We start from the raw sequence: 18,459 nt of genomic DNA, 5'->3' as shown, positions 1-18,459 counted from the left end.
TTTGAATTAAATCGCTGATCATCTGCACAAACTGGTTCGAAAACATTCCGCCACCGGGCACCAACCAAGGCTTGTAATCACCTGATTACAAGCCTTTATCCTTTTCTATCACCCCTGTCTCTTTTCCCTCGCCCTCATGCCTACTTCTACCACTGATTGATAAACGCCTGACCCTTCGTTAGCCCCCGCTGCATTTCACTCCCCGTTCCTTTCTGCATCATTGCATACTTCAAATTCCCCTTTTCAGGGGATGCCCCGCCTCTGTATTTCGGGGGAAATTTGATCTGAAAAAAATATACGATAATGAAAAAGCTTATCCTCCTGCTGGCTGCTACCATGATTGTTACCGCACCCCTTCAGGCCCAGTTATTGAAAAAGATAACAGACAAAGTAAACAGCGCGGTTCAGCAGTCAATAGATAAATCACTGGACAAAAATGCGGAAAAAACAGTGCAGAAGCCAGGCGACAAATCGGTGGATAAAACAAAGGAAGGTGCTGCCGCTCCTCTATCATTCCCGCCGGAAGCCAACGTGGTGAATCGCCCCGCCTACCTGGCAATTGACAGTAAAGACAATATGTACGTGATAGACAGGGATGGTACGGTAATGATCACTCCTGATGGAACCGTAAAGCGGATACATAACATCGGCGGGAGTCAGATCGTTATTGACAGGAACGATAATATGTTCTATATGTACGGAAGCACTATCAATAAATTGAAAGTGGTCAACGGAAATTGTGAGATCGAGTATTATGGAGGCGATAAAAATTATGGTGGCTTCGAAGACGGCGATGTGAAGGCTGCAAAATTCAATAGCTTCAGAAGCGCGGCGATCGGCAGCAACGGGGATATCTATTTTGCAGATGTTGCCTCGAGTTGCCTGAAGAGCGTGGGTGGTGTGAAAACCGGCCAGGTAGCTTTTGAACCTGGCATTCCAGCAAAGCTAAGGACAGACGGCGGCTGGGATTACTGGTGCATTATCCGCAAGGTTAGCAATGGCAAAGTAACCACTCTTAAAAACAGTGATGGCCAGTATCTGCTGCTTTGCCTGTCTGGCATGTCCGTTGACAAGGACGACAACATCATCTTTTCCGGGGGTGGGATCAGCCGCGCAGTCAGGAAGCTAAATACAAAAACAATGCAGGTGAGCACCATGGCCGGTAAGCCTTACAAAAGAGATTGGTGCCCTGTTTACACTACCGGCGATACCAGCAAGGCTGAATTATTCGACCCCGGATACCTGATAATTGATAAGAAAGGAGATATCGTTTATGCCGATAACAGGAGCCATCGCATCACCAAAATTGCTGACGGGAAAGTGATCACCCTGGCGGGGAATGGAGCTATCGCAGATTGCGGGAAAAATATCGGGGGCTTTGCGGAAGAAGGGCATAAGGACGGTAAAGCGCTCACAGCCCTTTTCAATTTTCCGGCTTGCATGGCATACGATAGCAAAGGCAATCTCTTTATCGTAGACAGGAAGAACAGCGTGATCCGCAAACTCACGCCTGATGGAATAGTAAGCAGCTTCACGCCGTTCGACCGGTCAAAAGCAGATATCTCTAATTGATTTGAGGTAATCGTTTCGGGGCAATTACACCATTACCGCTCCCCAACCCAATGCGGATAAATCGGCGTTTGATCACTGACTGCATTCAGCTCCGCAAGCTGTTCCGGCGTCAAAGACCATCCGACAGCATCCAGGTTTTCTATAAGCTGCTGCTCATTTCTGGCACCAACAACAATGTTGGAAACGGTTTCCTGTTGTATGAGCCAGTTGATGGCAACCTGTGATATGGTCTTGCCTGTTTCGTTGGCGATCCGTTCCAGCGCATCGACGACGGTGTATAAAAACTCGTCATCAACGGGTGGTGAGCCTACTGCACCACCCGACTGTATCCGGCCTGCGGCTATAGGTTGATTTCGTTTTATCTTCCCGGTAAGTCTGCCCCAGCCGAGTGGGCTCCATACCATTAAGCCTAAATGCTGGTCTTTTATTAATGGCTTCAATTCCTGTTCGTAATCCCGGCCTATCAGGGAATAGTAACCTTGATAGATAACATACTTTTCCAGATTGTATTTTTCTGAAACAGACAATGATTTCATCAACTGCCAGGCGGCAAAATTGGAACAGCCGATGTATCTTACTTTGCCACTTGCTACCAGGTGATCTAACGTTCTCAGGGTTTCCTCAACAGGAGTCTGACTATCAAAGCCGTGCATGAAGTACACATCGATATAGTCGGTATCTAAACGTTTCAGGCTGTCGCTAACAGCGTTTATGATATGGTAACGGGACGAACCTTTATCGTTTATGCGATCACTCATGGCGAAGGATCCCTTTGTCGCGATGATAGTATGATGTCTTTTCCCTTTTACTGCCTGTCCCAATATTTCTTCCGAAGCACCAGATGAATATACGTCAGCGGTATCGAAGAAGTTTACACCTCTTTCCAGGCTAATGTCTATCAATCGTGAGGCTTCTTTTACATCTGTTTTCCCCCACCGTCCGAAGAACTCATTGGTGCCTCCGAACGTTCCGGTGCCTAAACTAAGCATAGGCACTTTCAAACCGGAATTACCTAATTTCCTGTAATCCATCTTACTGAGATTTAATTGTGATTTATCATCCCCAGAGATAATAATTATAATTTTTATAATTGATCTTTCAAATGTCTATCATATTTGTAGAATATGAAAATAGTTTAAGTTGTACCTTTGTATCAGAAAAGTAATAGATATGCAGTGGAATTTAGAATGGCTCAGGACTTTCAAGGCCATATATGAAACGGGTACTTTGTCTGCCGCAGCGCAGGCCTTGTTTATTTCGCAACCTGGCGTAAGCCTGCACCTCAATTCGCTGGAAGCATATGCCGGATATAAACTGTTCGACCGATCCCCGCGAAAGATGGTACCGACAGAAAAGGGCAAATTCCTTTACAATTTTATCCTGGAACCGCTTAAAAAGCTGGAGAATGCCGAGCAGCATTTTCATCGCCGTTCACAGCCCGAAAGGGCGACCGTCAGCGTAGGGATGTGTTTTGAAACGTTCCAGTACACGTTGGAGGAACATGTGGCAAGCCTGCCTTTTAACCTCATCATCAAATTCGGGCTTTACCCGCAGATGCAGTCGGACCTGGACAATGGCCTGCTGGACATGATCGTTACACCACAGACGGGCAATCAACAAAACATCGTTTACGAACCGTTTTCCAAAGAGAGGATCGTACTGATTGCCGGCGGTAATACAAACACGTCCAAACTTGAACGTTTATTGGATAAGGGTAATATGGACGGTGCGAAGGAATTTTTGAAGGGACGGTTATGGTATAGCACGGCTGGCGATACCGAACACCTGAAAAACTTCTGGTCTAAGAATTTTAATGAACACCCTGATTTCAGCCCGAACTTCATTGTTCCTAATATAAGTTCTATCATTCGCTGCCTGAGCGATAACGAGGGCTTCTCCGTTGTGCCAGACTTTCTTTGCCACGAGGCATTGGATGCCGGAAAGATAAAACTGGTCTGGCACGGAAACCACCCCTGGGAAAATACGCTGTACTTTGGAACGAGAAAAAACACCATGTATCAAAAAGAATTAGCGCAATTAAAAAAGCTATTTGAGGAAAAGTGGGAGAGGGAAATGGTCTCCTAGCGCTATCTTCAAACTGCCGCCATTCATGCGCTTTGTGCCGGAATAAAACCTCGGGATAAAAACTGGCGGGGATTTTTTATTTTTAGCCCCATATCAACCATAAGCGTAGGGGAGGGCATGCATCATACTACAGATATCGAGAAACATTTATTCCTGCAGATTGCAGGCGGCGATCAGGCTGCCTTCCGCGAACTGTTCCATCGCTATACCCCGCTGCTTCGTCCGCTCATTTACAAACTTACCACCACCGATCATATCATAGAAGATATTTTGCAGGATGTGTTTTTTAAAATCTGGCTTTCGCGTGATAAACTGCCCGATATTGAAAATCCGCGTTCCTGGATATTACGCATCACTTTTCATGACTGTTTTGGGTATTTGCGCAAGGAAGCCACAAAGCGCCGCCATGAAATAGTGCCTGAAGCGGCCGCAGAAGACCAGCAGCTCGATTTCCGGGAGACTTCCCGGCTGGTAAACGAGGCGGTGGCAGGGTTGTCGCCCCAGGCGCAAAAGATTTACCTGCTGAGCCGCAGAGATGGGCTGAAGCTGCCCGAAATCGCGGAAACACTGGGCCTGTCGCTGCAAACTGTAAAGAATACACTGAGCCGTGCGTTGAAAAGTATCCGGGACTATCTTGCGGAGCATGGCGTGTTTTTACCACTGCTGCTCCTGTGGTGGTGGTCTCTCTAAAAATATTTTTACTTCCATTGGTACTAAACCTTTCTTCAGGCATCTGCTGTATGTGAGAATGCCTATGCATCATTCATCATCCATCCAAAACAAGAAGATTTGAACCATTCATCGCATATTGACCGATTACTGCAACGGATAGCGTCGGGCGACGACCAGGAGGCTGCGTATGAGGAGCTGCAACAACTGCTGCGCAACGATCCGGATGCGGCGACGCAGCTGGAAATGTTGCTGGACGGGCGGCCTTTGCCCGGCGAATTGTCTGTATACAGGCGGGCAGACTGGGACCACATCGTAGATAACGTGTTGCGGATGGACCAGCCGGCAATAGCGCTTCCCGGAAAACGCCGGCTGTGGCCTTACTGGAGCGCTGCGGCGGCCATTTTATTACTGGCAGGCGTCGCGTTGTACAAGTTCAGGCCCGCGCCGGAACGGCCGGCAGTGGTGCAGACGAGCGTTGTTGATGTGCAGCCCGGAGGTACGAGGGCCACGCTGACGCTCGCCGACGGAAGTGTGGTAACGCTCGACAGTACAGGCAACCGGGTATTACAACAGGGTGCAACTGCTATTCATCAGCAGGGCGGACGGTTGTCTTATAACTCGAAAGCGGGCGAAACGGAAGTGCATTACAATGTACTGCGTACGCCCCGGGGAGGACAGTTTCAATTGCGATTGCCGGATGGTACGGCAGTGTGGCTGAATGCGGCATCGTCGATCCGCTTCCCGACTACTTTTACAGGTAACGAACGGCTGGTGGAGGTGAGCGGAGAGGTATACCTGGAAGTGGCGCAGATGGCGGCCCGGCCATTCCGGGTAAAGGTGAATGAGCAGGTGAGCGTGCAGGTGCTGGGTACCCGTTTCAATCTGAATGCCTATGCGGACGAAGGTTCGATCAATACGACTCTTTTGCAGGGTGCAGTGCGGGTGACTAAAGATGGCGAGGCGGCGGTACTTCAACCCGGGCAGCAGGCACGGGTGGCGGAAAAGATAAGTATAGTGCAGCAACCAGACATAGACCAGGTAATGGCCTGGAAGAATGGGTTATTCAATTTTCATAATGTGGAGTTGAAGGAAGTGATGCGACAGTTGTCGCGGTGGTACGACATCGAGGTGGTATACCAGGGGAATGTGCCTTCGCGGGAGTTCTGGGGCAAGATGGGGCGTAACCTTACGCTCGCCGAGGCGCTCAAGGGCCTGGAGGGTACCGGTATTAATTTCAGGATAGAAGAAAATGGAAAAAAACTGGTCGTGTTACCATGACCGCTAAATAAAACGAAGCCGCTCCGTCTGATCCACGAAGCGGCGGTAGTTCAGGCGATGCTAATTTCTTAATCAACCAAAACCGTTACAAAAGTATGTTTTTTAAAACTTTTCGTAACCGGGACCCTCATGTCCGGCCACAAGGCCTTACAGAGCGACATGTGGCGCGTTCCCGGTGTGCAACCAAAATCGTGCGTGTGATGAAAATGACCTTCCTGCTGTTGTTTGCCTTTTGTCTGCAGCTTTCCGCCAATTCGTACGCTCAGCATGTCACCTATTCCGGCCGGAATGTTAGTCTGGAGCAGGTGTTTATGGCAATAGAGAAGCAAACAGGCAACGTGGTGCTTGTCAGTAAACAATTGCTCAAGGAATCGAAGCCCGTTACCGTAGCAGCGGAAAATATGCCGCTACAGCGTTTCCTGTCCATGGTGCTGAAAGATCAGTCGATGGAATATACCCTGGAAAAGCAAACCGTATTTATCAAAAAGAAACCTATGCCCATGGCAGCACCCGTACCTGTAACGCCGGTGTTTCTGCCCGTGTCAGGAGTCGTGCTGGACTCGCTCGGTACGCCGCTGGCGGGGGCCACCATACGCGTTAAGGGAAAGGATGTGACGGCTGTCTGTAATGCGAATGGCCAGTTTAACATACAGGCGGATGCGGGTGATGTGCTGGTAATTTCCTTCCTGGGACATCGTACGCTGGAACACCGTGTGGCGGGTTCAACTCCGCTGATGATTACGTTGTACCCTGAGAGCACCACTATGGCAGGCATTGCCGTTACGGTAAATACCGGTTACCAGAGTATTCCCCGTGACAGGGCCACCGGATCGTTTTCGATCGTGACGGCCAAACAGCTGGAGAATAAACTGCGACCCGATCTGATCGCGGCGCTGGAAGGACAGGTGGCCGGTATGGTGTTAAAGAAAGAAGGCACCGTGGAGATCCGCGGTATCTCTACTTTTAATGCGGAATCTGCACCACTGGTTATCGTAGATGGATATCCGTTATCCGGTGGGATGGAAACATTGAATGTGGATAACATTGAGAGTGTGACAGTGTTAAAAGATGGCGTGGCCGCTTCTATTTATGGCGCAAGGTCGTCGAACGGGGTGATTGTCGTAACAACAAAACAGGGCCGTAAAGGAGCGCTGAATGTGTCGTACAACGGATCTGTAGGCATTATACAGGCGCCGGACCTGTCGTATCTCCGGAGGAGTAGTGCAAAGGATTATATAGAAGCGGAAGAGGATCTGTTTAACCAGGACCCTGTTACGCCTGGTTTCTATTACGATAATAACATGGCTATTTCCCGCGTCACGTATCTGTTACTGGCCAAAGCCCGCGGGTTAAAGCCTGCGGCAGATGTGGATGCCGAGATCGCACAGCTCAAGCAAAACGACGGGCTGGGACAGCTGCAGGACTATTTCTTCCGCAACCAGCTTACACAGCAACATAATATTTCCCTGTCTGGCGGCAGTGATAAAAACCAGGCGGCAGCGACGCTCAAATATATTACCAACCGTGGCAACACGCTGCATACCAGCAATAATCGCCTTATTGCCGATGTACGGAATGACTGGAAACCAGCACGCTGGCTGAATGTGCGCCTGCTGACAAACGTGAATTACAGCACTGGTAAAGCGCCGATGCGGAGTGCGAACGACTTCCTGAGTTATTACCAGAACTTTTACCTCCATCCCTACGACCTGGTGGTAGATCCACAAACCGGCAAGTATGCCGATGTATTTGGCATCAATCCTAACCTGGCCGGCCGGTTTGCAGGTTTAAGCGGGATGAAACCCGTTAATTACAACCCGCTGCAGGACCTTGCGATGGAAACTACCCGCACCCAAAACCTGCAACTGCGTTTTACGGGCGGCATTAACGTTCAGCTCGCGAAAGGACTTACACTCGATGCGGGCGGCAGCTGGACGCGTGGAAACGCTTTTACCCGTTCGTTGTCGGGCGCTAACTCATTTCGTATGCGTACGGCGTATAATGCGGGTACTTCGGTTTCCAACCCTTCCAAACATTATATTCCGGATGGCGACATGCTGACCGAATCACGCAATGTAAACCAGGCTTACACCCTGCGGGCGCAAATGAACTACAATCGTACGTTTGGCGCGCATAGCGTAATTGCACTGGCGGGTACGGAAGTAACACGCGATATCCGTGACTACAATACATATCCCACCCGTTTTGGCTACAATGATCAGGCGGGCACTTTCGCCACGTTCAATTATGCCGACTACAATGCGGGTTTGTATAATGCAGATATGGTGAGCACCTCGCTTCGGGCACAATCGCCTGTCAATATTGGCAGTATGGAGTTTCGCGACAACCGTTTTGCATCGTGGTATGCCAACGCCTCGTACGAATACGATCAGCGTTTCCTGGTGAGCGGCAGCATCCGTCTTGACCAGACCAATTTCTTTGGCACTGATCCGCGCTACCGTTATAAGCCCTTATGGTCGGCCGGCGGTACTTACAAGTTATCCAACGAAGACTTTTATGATGTTCCCTGGCTGACGAAACTGCATGTGAGAGGATCGTTCGGCATCAATGGTAACATTTCGCTCACAACCGGTCCTTTTTTGATAGTGACGCCGGGCGTGTATTCTAACCTGACAGGCGATATTTCCTATTCTATTACTTCTCCGCCCAATAAGTCGCTGCGCTGGGAAAAAACAGGAACGACTAACCTTGCCGTAGACCTGACGCTTTTATCAAGACTGAATCTTTCGGTGGACTATTACCAGCGCCGGAGCGATAACCTGCTGGCCGCAAACGCCGTAGACCCGACGATCGGATACGCTAACCTGGTGCAGAACGTAGGCCGCATCAACAATAATGGTATAGAACTGGCGCTGGACGGGAATGTGATGAAACAGGGCGGATTTACCTGGCATGTACTGGGTACGATGGCTTACAACGATAATAAAGTAGTAGAATACAACACGCTGTACACAAGCCCCAGTTCATTGACGATGTATCCTATTAATCGTGAAGGATATCCCTTAAGTGCGGTGTTTAGCTATCGCGGCGCGGGTGTGGATAATAATGGGAACGGTTTGTATTTCAACAAAAACGGGGAAGCGATAAAAGGTGCGTCCGTTGTAATGGATGATGTAGTTTTTAATGGTAGCGTGCGTCCGAAAATGATGTACAGCCTCACGAACACCTTCAATTACAAGAATTTCGAATTATCGTTCATGGTACTGGCAAAAACGGGCGGCGTACTTCGCAAGTACACTTACGAAAGTTACTCCCTGCAACATGCCGATGTAGCGAAACGCTGGCGCAAACCGGGCGATGAAAAAACGACCATTTATCCCAAACTGGCGCCTTTCTCCGAGGATATGTTCTATTTCGGCTATTCCGACACATTCGTCGAAAGTGCGAATTACCTGAAGCTGCGAGACGCCTCGCTTACATACAACTTTGATCACAAACTGATTCGCAGGATCGGGATGAATAATGCCAGCCTGACCCTGATGGGCCGTAACCTGCTGCTGCTGGCAGCCAACAGTGATAAGCGCGATCCGGAGGCGTATGAATTAAATGCATCGGATCCGATAAATGCGGAATTGGGTTTTACGCCTTTTCGTCCCATGCCGGAAGTGTACCTGGGATTGCGCGTGAATTTTTAAACTTAACATGCAAAGCAAATGCGATTTTCATTCTTCCTTATATTGACCGCAGGTATCTCGCTTAGTGCCTGCAACAAGTTCCTGGATGTAAAGCCTAAGGGTAAACTGATTCCCTCCACCGTAGCGGATTTTGATCATCTGCTGGATGCTGAGGATATCGTACGTTACCCATTCGTCAACAATAACTCGGTGAGCATGCTGGCTTACCTTACAGATAATGTTACGCTGTCCGAAGGATTGGGTAATGTGTTTTACAAAGCGAATAACAACACCAGCCTTGATAACTACTATGCCTACACGTTTCGGGCTCCGTTTAAGAATCCCAATTCACTGGAATACTTCTGGAACTGGGGTACTTACCGCGCCATGAAGTATTTCAATAACGTGATTTCCGGCGTTAGTGCATTGCGCACCCCGGAAAATGCGGCGCAGTCGGATGCGGTGATGGCGCAGGCGTATGTTAACAGGGCCTGGGCATATTTTCATACGACCATGGTGTACGGTCCTGTATACAAACCAGGAGGCAATAACAGCACGAAGACAATTCCCTACCTGACCGATCCCGACGTAAATGCACCCATGCCGGACCTTTCTACCCAGGAGGAAGTTTACACTAAAGTACTGGCAGACTTACATGCCGGTCTGGCCCATGCGCCGGTGGCGACTAACTATCCTTCGCGTCCGAATAAAGCTGCTACACAAGCGATGCTGGCCTATTATCATCTGTTTACCCGGCGTTACGACAGCGTCGCTTATTACGCTAACCTGGCGTGGACGGCAGCCTCGGCAAAAGGGGTGGATGGTGTGCTCTACAACTTTAACAGCCTCACTTATGCACCGCCAGGTAACCCCTTGTCCAGCGCAATTGTAAGCCCGGATAGTAAAATCAACCTGCCCAACAGCCGGGAAATCCTTTTCTTCCGCAATACCGACAACACCGTGGGACGCATCACCCAGTCTTATCCATCAGCAGAATTTATTGCGCTGTTTGATGCTGCAAGCGATTTGCGTTACAAGTATTACCTGATTACTGCGCCCGGTTATAAGACCACCTACAATGGAACTGCTTATGATGATGGACCGCGGGTACAATACTACCGTGGCTCGTTAACCAACAGCCTGCCGCGCTTCCAGATGACAGCCGGTTTTACGTACCCGGAGGTGTTGCTGATGCGTGCGGAAGCTTACGCCCGCCTCAATCGTTTACCGGAAGCCATGAGCGATGTAAACCTGTTGCGCCGCTATCGTTTTGTTACCGGTACGCCAGACCTGGCTATGCCTGCCTCGCAGGATGAGGTGATTAAACTCGTGCTGGACGAACGCCGCCGGGAATTGCCGCTGGGGCACATCAAACGGTTTATGGACCTGAAACGCTTTTGCCTGGAGCCGGATAAGCCGTGGGGTAAAACAAAAGTCGTACATACACTGGGCAGCGAAACGTTTGAAGGCACGATAGACGCGCCGTTGTTCGTGTTGCCTATTCCGAACACGATCCTGCGATTCAATCCGCAATGGGGTATTCCGCTGGACGAGCGGCCTTTTAATTAATTAAACACATCAACATGAAGCATATTATCACTACTACTGCCATGGCGACAATGCTGATGGCACCGGGAGTGCTTTGGGCACAACAGCCGTTCGCTATCCAGGGACAGCTCACGGGCGTGGGCTCGCCGGCAAAAATATACTTGTATTACAATGCAGCCGGGCAGCAAATAAAAGACTCGGCGCTGGTGAATAACGGGGCTTTCAAAATTAACGGCACCATTGCAAATCCTGTATCCGCAAACCTGGTGCTGGCAAAAGCTCCGGGCACGCAGTCGCGCGATATGCTGTCGTTATACCTGGAACCAGGACAAATCACAGTGAAGGGCGGCGATGCCATTAAAAATGCGTTGGTAACCGGCGGACCAGTCAATGACAGTCATGGCGAACTAAAGCGCATGTTGCAACCCATTACGCAAAAGGAGCAGGCTTTGCGCGGTAAGCAGGATGAGGCAGCGGAAATAGCTTTGCAGGAAGAAAAGAAGGACGTTTTAGCCGCCTTCGTAAAAGCGCACCCAAACAGTGTCGTGAGTCTGAGCGCGGTGATCGAGTATGGCGGCTTTCAACCAGCGGCTTCGGATCTGGAACCACTGTATTCCACACTCTCTGCCGGGGTGAAACAAACGGCGCAGGGTAAAGCCCTGGAAGCAACTATTATCAAACTAAAGAAAAGCGATATCGGGCAATTGGCACCGCTATTCAGCAAAGCCGATCCGAAGGGAAAAACGATTAGCCTGGCGGATTACCGGGGCAAATATGTGCTGCTGGATTTCTGGGCGTCGTGGTGTAAGCCCTGCAGGGCGGAGAATCCTTATGTTGCAAAAGCATATGAGAAATACCGCTCCAGGAATTTTGAAGTGTTGGGCGTATCGCTCGATATAGAAAAAGGCAGAACAGCGTGGCTGAAAGCGATTGAGGAGGATGGGCTTACATGGGCGCAGGTAATAGATGTAGGGGATGATAAAGCATCAGACTTGTATAATGTACAGGCCATTCCGCAGAATTACCTGATTGATCCGCAGGGTAAAATTATAGCCCGTAACCTGCGCGGCGAAGCGCTGGACGCTACGTTGGATAAGATGTTGAAGTAGTGATAGGTGCGGTTGTTCCAGGCATTTATTTTGTCAGGAAGATGGGGGCTGTCTAAAAAGAAAAGAGGCGGCCCTTTTCTTTTTAGAATGCAGGTATTTACAAAGACATGGAACCCGTAAGCACCAGTTCCCGGCCACCTTTGCCCTTCTCGCTACCATCTGTTCCAATCCCATGTTAAACCTATCAGCGGTTTGTTTTCAGTATTGTCTGCGATTTACCAGATAAGATAAATTCCACTATTTACGGCAGATGCCGTTTCTTTGCAACATGCAACAAATTGAAGACCTCATTCATTCGGGACAAATAAAAGCGGCCATCCGCGAAGCGGAAGCAAAGCTCGGTCAGCTGCCGGCATCAGACTTTCAAAGCGTGATCGGTAAGGACCTGCTGCACCTGCAGGCGTCGCTGACGGCGTATTTCAACTACTTCTATGCCGTGGCTACAGAGGAGGAAGAAGTGGATGTAAAGGCGCTGTACCTGGAAATGAACAGCTTCAGCACGCAATATGACCGGTGGTTCCTGCACCTGCTGGCGTATGAGTCGCTGATGAACAGGGCTAACCTGGAATGGCTGGCGGATTTTAGCGCCGAGGCTGAAAAGACGTTTACGATCACCGGCTTCGAGTCGCTACAGCAAACCAATAAACAATACATGCAAACCGAAGGTTACCGCAACGATCAATTACGCGAAGCCTGCGAATTACACGAATACCTGGTGATACTCCGCATGTACGAGCTGGCAATGCAAACCATCAGTGCCAATAAAGGCAAGGCCGCCTGGGCAGATGTTCCGTTGTTTATTGGTGCGCATGATTATGAGGATTTGATTTTTGTGGTGCAGTAGATGTGGTGACGGCACATTTGATGCAGTACTGGAAGGCGCGGCTTGCAGGAAAAAGATATTATTTGAAAGAAATTTTCTGAGTAAATACCACACCCTCTCCCCATGAAATCTATCAAATACCTCCTCAAATGGCTGTTTATTATCATCGCCACCGCCATGCTTTGCTTTTTTGCCGCCATGGCTTGGCGTAACCTACGAGTAAATAGCGATGAAACAAACTTTGCCAGTGCTCACTTTACTGTTCATTATCGCGGCATATATAACAGCGAAGCGCAAACCATTGCCGATGCACTGGAGCGTAACTATGATCGTATCAACCGTGCGTTGGCGAACCCTCCGCATAAAAAGATAGACGTCCACATCCATCCCACGCAGTCGGCGTTTAATATGGCGACTGGGCTTACAGGCAGCCATGCCAACGGTACCAGTCGCGGCCCGCATGCATTTCATATCATGTATCAGACCTGGTTCAATAGCATTTTTCCCGCTAACAATACACAGGTAGCGGTACATGAATTTACGCATTGCGTGCAGTTGAATATCTTAATCACGGAAGCGCTGGAATCCCCTGCATTTGCGGGAAGCAAGGATTTTGACCAAAAGTTTGAAGCGCGATTTGCTAAAGACTACCCGCAGTGGCTATGGGAGTCGCTGAGCGATTACGAAGCGGGCATCGTAAATAAAACGAGCGTGGGCTACGGCATGCGAAGCAGTCCTCGCCTGGATGACCTGAACCACGGCAATCGCGTTTACCAGGTCGGTTACACGGTAATTGAGTACCTGGTACACCAGTTTGGGGCAGATAAGTTGCCCGCATTCGTGCGCAGCTATGGCGATATCGAGCAGGTGTTACACGTGAGCAAACAAGACTTCGAAAAAGGATGGCTAAGCTTTGTTGCCGAGCGATATTAATTATTTTTGTTTCATGAAGATACAATACACCGCGTTCAGGCGTGCCCGTTTGCTGATTAGTTTACCTGCAGTAGCGTTACTTTTATATGGCTTCTCCCGCTATAAACGCCATATTGGCCTGGTGAACGAAGATGCTTTAGAGTACACCTTACTGCTTTTGCTGGTCACAGGCTGCCTGTTCCTGGTGGTGAGCGCCCTCATATGGCTGCATCACCAGAAAGAAAACATTACTATGCATGCAGACGGCTTTACGGTTCACGGCCACTCGTCCGTAAACATCCGCTGGAAAGAGGTAGCCGGTTACCAGCTGGTATTGCCTCCCCGCCGCGGCGCACAGCAGCTGCCGCGTATATTCCTGCATTTGCAGGATGGCCGAACGTTTAAGTTCGGCTATTACCCATTCTTCCTGTCGGGCAGGAAGCTGCGGCAGAAGGAAGCCGCGTCCTACCAGGTATTACTGGATGCGGTGCACGATAAAGTTAAGCCTCCTGCAGCATAGCCTGGATCAATAGCCTGCTGTTGTTTTTTCGGCTTCCGGCAATAGTTGGTGAATCAGCTATGGATAGGGTGACGCCGTGACAGGCTTACATTCCTGGCCCGACAGTACGCCTTGCTGACAAAGTGATGACCAGCTGTCGCGCCGGCTTTTCAGCAGCAACACGCTACACAAATCCATAAAGAAAGCCCGCCTGTTTCGAGGTCGGGCTTCTTCGTATCAAAAGGCCTTTTTTACCTCGTAATACCGCGCGCTCATATAGTCGAAGACCTCGTTACGGGTAGCCACATATTTTTTATTCAACGCACGGGTAACCATGATCCCCAATACGCCAAATGCTACGGTGAGCCCTTTGGGGTTATAGGTACTTACCTGCACCTTTTCGCCCTTCTTAAAGATCATGGCGCCATAAGTGCCATTCTTTGCCAGGATGTACTGTTTGCCGATCAGCGGCTTTTCCATTTTATAAGTGAGGTGGGGAAGACCCGCTTCCAGGTCGGACTTAATTTCTTCGATAGAGCCAGGTTGTGTAAACATTGGTTTTAGGATTTGGCGGGCAATATAAGGTAAAAAAGGAATGAACATAACAAGGCTATAATTTGATAAGATAACAGGCATTTTATATCTTCCCGTTATGCGTATGTTCCTAACCCTGCTGGCTACACTGATAACCCATGTAGCTGTCGGCCAGCACAGCCTAGATAGCCTGACGAACGATTCTACGGTAATAGCGTTTGTTAACCATTATGGCAAGCAGGCCTCTCCGCCATGGAGGGGATGGTGGTTCGATGTAAAGCGATTAGAAGGGCTCACTAAACCTGAGTGGGTTTTCCTGAAGGAATTTTATGGCACTAAATACCTGCTGGCCGATCTTAGTGGTGACGGCAAAAAGGACCTCGTGGCAAATGGTAACCCAACGGGATGGCATGGAACTCGTATACTAGTTTTCCTCACAACGCCGAATGGTATTGAGCTCGCGAGGCTGGGAGCGCATTCTGCAGGCTTGGGTGAGCATATCAGTCTGTATAATGATGGCGGGGAAATGTGTCTCGTGTTAGGACACTTGTCGTACACGATCGGTAACCAATCACCCCCCGCTGAAAAAATAATCATGGATACACTGCGGTATCGCTTCGGCGGTTTCGTTAACTACAAACCTGCAAAGGTTCCTTCCCCCGCGTTTGATACACTTTCCTTTAAAGTGGCTTCAAGTTGGTCCTCGTATCCCAGGTACGCTTTGTCTGTAACAAAGGATGGTAAACTAACGCTTTTGAAGGAACGCCTGGTGATCGACTATGCGAAAGAAACGAGTCACATGGATACGATTACGATTGAAAAGCGGTTGTCTCCGGAAACGATGGATACACTTCAGCAAATCATACGGTGGTCGGGTTACTGCAACCTGCCGCAGGGCTTTGAAACGCCGCACTTATCCGATGTCGAAACAGCTGTTACCCGAGTGGTGTTCGAGGATGGCATTTCCTGGCAAATCAACGACTATGGCAGCGAAGGGACTTACGAATTACGGCTGTTATACGACAGGATGTGGCGTTGGTTGTTCGAGGCTTTCAAGCTTAAATATTAATCTGAAGCATCACACTCCGTCTATCGTATCTTTTTCGGATGAATTGTTCCCACAAACAATTCGGCATCCATTTCAACCATCTTAACCGCCCAAACGGGCAAGTCTGCACGCAGCTCATCTACCTTTGTAAAAAAAACAACAAAGGAAATCATGAAGAAAAGTTTTGCGTTAATCCTGTTTGCAACATTGCTGGCAACCCTTTCGAGCTGTTCAAAAGATGATAACGAAAATGGCAACTATGGTAAAAACCCCAAAACCGCTGTGCCAGATGATTTAGTTGGTTACTGGTTAGCCGGATCTACCTCGATCGGTAGCTTCTGGGGTTACGACGGCAGCTACCAGGGCGCGGGTTTCGAACTGGCGGTTGGTTACATGCTGTTCAAAGATGGCCGCGCCAGGGAGTATTTTTATTACACCAACACCAATAGCGGCTGCCGTTCCCAGGTACTCGGTTACAAAGAAGGTACGGTTGAAGTGAACGTGGAAGCCGGTACGGTGAAATTCCATTCGGCCAGCGGCAACTATCGCAGCTACCAGTCCTGCGGAGGTTCCGGCAATGGTAAAACAAAACAGTATACGGCCGATGAGCTGTATCCCAAAAAGAAGGTTGAATATAACGATATCGAATTTGTGAAGGAAGCCGGCAAGATCAAATCATGGCATATTAATTATGACGACGGCTCTTCCCTTGATTTTACTAAAACACAGGAACCTCAGAAATAACTGTTAGCGCTTAAGTGGGGGTTGCTTGAAGCGACAAATTAACAGATGAGGTAGAAGTGGTCCATGTTTAACATGGGCCACTTTTTTGTGCATAAAACGCCACGCCTCTTCCTTGTTAGCCCGCCATGAATGGCCACGTATCCTCTCGCATAATAATTGCGCTCATCCGGAAAAATGGATATGAACAAGCGCCTGACCGTAGTGGTACTTTTAGTGGGCATCTGCACCGCCGGACTCTTTATTTTCAAGCCTGGTATTTTCAAGAAGGATGTGCCCGATGAGGCCATCGAAATGTTGCAGGGGGTGAATACGGAACGCAAGGAAGCTGGCTTTCCGCCGCTGCCGTCGCTCGATAGCCTGTGGTATAAACAGGCGATCATTTACTCGCTCGACGTAAAGGTCTTTAGCGATAGCGATGGCGATGGCATTGGCGATTTTAACGGGTTGACGCAGCGCCTGCCCTACATCAAATCACTGGGAGTGAACGCGGTTTGGCTAGCGCCTTTTCAGCCTTCGCCCTGGCGCGACGATGGGTATGATGTAAAGGATTATTATAGCGTTGAGCCACGGATGGGGAGTATCGATGACTTTCGCCGTTTTGTTCAGCAGGCGAAAAGAGATAGCATTCGGGTGATCATGGACCTGGTAGTGAATCACAGCTCGATAGAACATTCCTGGTTCGTGCAGAGTCGCGATACTACGAACACTTATCACACCTGGTATTCGTGGTCGCGCACCAAGCCGGACAACTTCGATAAAGGCATGGCCTTCCCCGGGGTGCAAAAAAGCATCTGGACGTACGATAGTCTGGCGAAAGCGTATTACTACCATCGCTTTTACGAGTTTCAGCCCGACCTCGATTTGCAGCAGCCTGCGGTGAGGAGTGAAGTGAAAAAGATGCTTTCCTTCTGGCTGGCAGAAGGTGTTGATGGGTTTAGATTAGATGCGGTGCCTTTTGCGATAGAGGTGCCCGATACGAAAGGCGACAACTTCAAAGGCAATTACGATATTATTAAGGAGATGCGCCGCCATGTGCAGTCCATTGCTCCGTCCGCAGTGCTGCTCGGTGAAGCGAACATCACGCCGGGCGAAAACACGCATTACTTCGGTGAACATGGCGAAGGTTTACACCTGATGTTCAACTTCCACGTAAACCAGTTACTGTTTTATGCACTGGCAGCGGGAGAGGTGGCGCATCTGCAAAAGGCATTGTCTGCCACCGGGGGCATGCCGCATCACAGTCAGTGGGCGCAGTTTCTGCGCAATCACGACGAAGTGGACCTCGGACGGCTTACAAAAAAGGAACGCAGCCGGGTATACGAGGCCTTCGGTCCGCTGCCGTCCATGCAGTTGTATGACCGCGGCATCCGCAGGCGCCTGGCACCGATGTTAAACAACGACCAGAAGCGACTGAAGCTGGCTTACAGCCTGTTGTTCTCGTTGCCCAGTACACCGGTAATCAGGTATGGCGACGAAATCGGCATGGGCGATAACCTGGCGCTGGCAGAACGGTTGGCGGTGCGCACGCCTATGCAGTGGAACGATAGTGTGAATGCAGGTTTTAGTACCAGTAAATCGCCATTAAGGCCGGTAATCGATACGGGTGCTGCTAACTATCGTATGAGAAACGTTGTTGCAGAGGAACGTGATCCCAACTCACTGTTACAATTTACCAGGCGGCTGATCGCCATGCGCCGCGCCTGCCCCGAAATGAACTGGGGGAGATGGGAGGTAGTGGAAACAGGCTCCGGTCATGTGACAGGAATGATCTACCGCTGGAACAACAGTGAAGTGCTTATTCTTAATAATCTGTCTGCCAGCGAACAACAACTGCATCTGCAACAACTGGTCGCTACCGATAAAAAGTGGACGGCCCTCAACGGCGGGCCCATCCCGCAGGAAGGAAAAATGAAGGCCGCCGGTTATGAAAGCTACTGGTACCGGCTGAAATAAGAAAGCGGGGCTGACCAAAAAATATTTGTCAGCCCCAGTTTTATTCG

General features: G+C 49.5%; 15 protein-coding genes. 13 read left to right on the top strand and 2 right to left on the bottom strand.

Features of this window, described 5'->3' with window-relative positions:
- Positions 1-303 precede the first annotated feature (303 nt).
- A complete protein-coding gene (locus tag MKQ68_RS14145) occupies positions 304-1,572 on the top strand; it encodes an NHL repeat-containing protein (RefSeq protein WP_264279702.1) in 1,269 nt (422 codons plus the stop codon).
- Between the two features lie 32 nt (positions 1,573-1,604).
- Here MKQ68_RS14145 and MKQ68_RS14140 read toward each other — a convergent pair whose 3' ends face one another.
- On the bottom strand, positions 1,605-2,603 hold the full coding sequence (locus MKQ68_RS14140; protein ID WP_264279701.1) for an aldo/keto reductase: 999 nt from the start codon (positions 2,601-2,603) through the stop codon (positions 1,605-1,607).
- Between the two features lie 139 nt (positions 2,604-2,742).
- Here MKQ68_RS14140 and MKQ68_RS14135 point away from each other — a divergent pair, with 139 nt between their 5' ends.
- The 9 genes from MKQ68_RS14135 (at position 2,743) to MKQ68_RS14095 (ending at position 14,154) form a co-directional block, all read left to right on the top strand.
- The gene (locus MKQ68_RS14135; protein WP_264279700.1) at positions 2,743-3,657 is read left to right on the top strand and encodes a LysR family transcriptional regulator; all 915 of its coding nucleotides are present in this window, start codon (positions 2,743-2,745) and stop codon (positions 3,655-3,657) included.
- Positions 3,658-3,774: 117 nt separating this feature from the next.
- Entirely contained in the window at positions 3,775-4,347 is a 573-nt protein-coding gene (locus tag MKQ68_RS14130) for an RNA polymerase sigma factor (RefSeq protein ID WP_264279699.1), read from the top strand.
- A 99-nt stretch (positions 4,348-4,446) separates the two neighbouring features.
- A complete protein-coding gene (locus MKQ68_RS14125) occupies positions 4,447-5,607 on the top strand; it encodes a FecR family protein (protein WP_264279698.1) in 1,161 nt (386 codons plus the stop codon).
- 200 nt (positions 5,608-5,807) lie between these two features.
- On the top strand, positions 5,808-9,263 hold the full coding sequence (locus tag MKQ68_RS14120) for a SusC/RagA family TonB-linked outer membrane protein (RefSeq protein ID WP_264279697.1): 3,456 nt from the start codon (positions 5,808-5,810) through the stop codon (positions 9,261-9,263).
- 18 nt (positions 9,264-9,281) lie between these two features.
- Entirely contained in the window at positions 9,282-10,811 is a 1,530-nt protein-coding gene (locus tag MKQ68_RS14115) for a RagB/SusD family nutrient uptake outer membrane protein (protein ID WP_244839292.1), read from the top strand.
- Positions 10,812-10,825: 14 nt separating this feature from the next.
- A complete protein-coding gene (locus MKQ68_RS14110) occupies positions 10,826-11,899 on the top strand; it encodes a TlpA disulfide reductase family protein (RefSeq protein ID WP_264279696.1) in 1,074 nt (357 codons plus the stop codon).
- A 268-nt stretch (positions 11,900-12,167) separates the two neighbouring features.
- A complete protein-coding gene (locus tag MKQ68_RS14105; protein ID WP_264279695.1) occupies positions 12,168-12,743 on the top strand; it encodes a hypothetical protein in 576 nt (191 codons plus the stop codon).
- Between the two features lie 102 nt (positions 12,744-12,845).
- Positions 12,846-13,655: a hypothetical protein gene (locus MKQ68_RS14100; protein WP_264279694.1), complete on the top strand. Its 810-nt coding sequence runs from the start codon at positions 12,846-12,848 to the stop codon at positions 13,653-13,655.
- A gap of 13 nt (positions 13,656-13,668) precedes the next feature.
- On the top strand, positions 13,669-14,154 hold the full coding sequence (locus MKQ68_RS14095) for a hypothetical protein (protein WP_264279693.1): 486 nt from the start codon (positions 13,669-13,671) through the stop codon (positions 14,152-14,154).
- Positions 14,155-14,370: 216 nt separating this feature from the next.
- Here MKQ68_RS14095 and MKQ68_RS14090 read toward each other — a convergent pair whose 3' ends face one another.
- Complete coding sequence (locus MKQ68_RS14090) at positions 14,371-14,688, bottom strand: hypothetical protein (protein WP_264279692.1); 318 nt, start codon at positions 14,686-14,688, stop codon at positions 14,371-14,373.
- Between the two features lie 97 nt (positions 14,689-14,785).
- Here MKQ68_RS14090 and MKQ68_RS14085 point away from each other — a divergent pair, with 97 nt between their 5' ends.
- The 3 genes from MKQ68_RS14085 to MKQ68_RS14075 all read left to right on the top strand — a co-directional run bounded on the left by MKQ68_RS14085 (position 14,786) and on the right by MKQ68_RS14075 (position 18,412).
- A complete protein-coding gene (locus MKQ68_RS14085; protein ID WP_264279691.1) occupies positions 14,786-15,736 on the top strand; it encodes a hypothetical protein in 951 nt (316 codons plus the stop codon).
- A 150-nt stretch (positions 15,737-15,886) separates the two neighbouring features.
- Positions 15,887-16,459 carry a hypothetical protein gene (locus MKQ68_RS14080; RefSeq protein ID WP_264279690.1) on the top strand — a complete coding sequence of 191 codons (573 nt, stop codon included), beginning with the start codon at positions 15,887-15,889 and terminating at the stop codon, positions 16,457-16,459.
- Between the two features lie 180 nt (positions 16,460-16,639).
- Positions 16,640-18,412, top strand: a complete 1,773-nt coding sequence (locus MKQ68_RS14075; RefSeq protein ID WP_264279689.1) for an alpha-amylase family protein — start codon at positions 16,640-16,642, stop codon at positions 18,410-18,412.
- Positions 18,413-18,459 lie beyond the last annotated feature (47 nt).

Source organism: Chitinophaga horti, from assembly GCF_022867795.2.
GTDB lineage: Bacteria > Bacteroidota > Bacteroidia > Chitinophagales > Chitinophagaceae > Chitinophaga > Chitinophaga horti.
The sequence above is the reverse complement of the archived record's forward strand: the minus strand, read 5'-3'. Positions and strand labels throughout refer to the sequence as shown.

What these genes read in the sequence shown, in the direction of transcription:
- MKQ68_RS14145 (WP_264279702.1), top strand. Translation starts at nt 304, where the DNA reads ATGAAAAAGCTTATCCTCCTGCTGGCTGCTACCATGATTGTTACCGCA.
- MKQ68_RS14140 (WP_264279701.1), bottom strand. Translation starts at nt 2,603, where the DNA reads ATGGATTACAGGAAATTAGGTAATTCCGGTTTGAAAGTGCCTATGCTT.
- MKQ68_RS14135 (WP_264279700.1), top strand. Translation starts at nt 2,743, where the DNA reads ATGCAGTGGAATTTAGAATGGCTCAGGACTTTCAAGGCCATATATGAA.
- MKQ68_RS14130 (WP_264279699.1), top strand. Translation starts at nt 3,775, where the DNA reads ATGCATCATACTACAGATATCGAGAAACATTTATTCCTGCAGATTGCA.
- MKQ68_RS14120 (WP_264279697.1), top strand. Translation starts at nt 5,808, where the DNA reads ATGAAAATGACCTTCCTGCTGTTGTTTGCCTTTTGTCTGCAGCTTTCC.
- MKQ68_RS14115 (WP_244839292.1), top strand. Translation starts at nt 9,282, where the DNA reads ATGCGATTTTCATTCTTCCTTATATTGACCGCAGGTATCTCGCTTAGT.
- MKQ68_RS14110 (WP_264279696.1), top strand. Translation starts at nt 10,826, where the DNA reads ATGAAGCATATTATCACTACTACTGCCATGGCGACAATGCTGATGGCA.
- MKQ68_RS14105 (WP_264279695.1), top strand. Translation starts at nt 12,168, where the DNA reads ATGCAACAAATTGAAGACCTCATTCATTCGGGACAAATAAAAGCGGCC.
- MKQ68_RS14100 (WP_264279694.1), top strand. Translation starts at nt 12,846, where the DNA reads ATGAAATCTATCAAATACCTCCTCAAATGGCTGTTTATTATCATCGCC.
- MKQ68_RS14095 (WP_264279693.1), top strand. Translation starts at nt 13,669, where the DNA reads ATGAAGATACAATACACCGCGTTCAGGCGTGCCCGTTTGCTGATTAGT.
- MKQ68_RS14090 (WP_264279692.1), bottom strand. Translation starts at nt 14,688, where the DNA reads ATGTTTACACAACCTGGCTCTATCGAAGAAATTAAGTCCGACCTGGAA.
- MKQ68_RS14085 (WP_264279691.1), top strand. Translation starts at nt 14,786, where the DNA reads ATGCGTATGTTCCTAACCCTGCTGGCTACACTGATAACCCATGTAGCT.
- MKQ68_RS14080 (WP_264279690.1), top strand. Translation starts at nt 15,887, where the DNA reads ATGAAGAAAAGTTTTGCGTTAATCCTGTTTGCAACATTGCTGGCAACC.
- MKQ68_RS14075 (WP_264279689.1), top strand. Translation starts at nt 16,640, where the DNA reads ATGAACAAGCGCCTGACCGTAGTGGTACTTTTAGTGGGCATCTGCACC.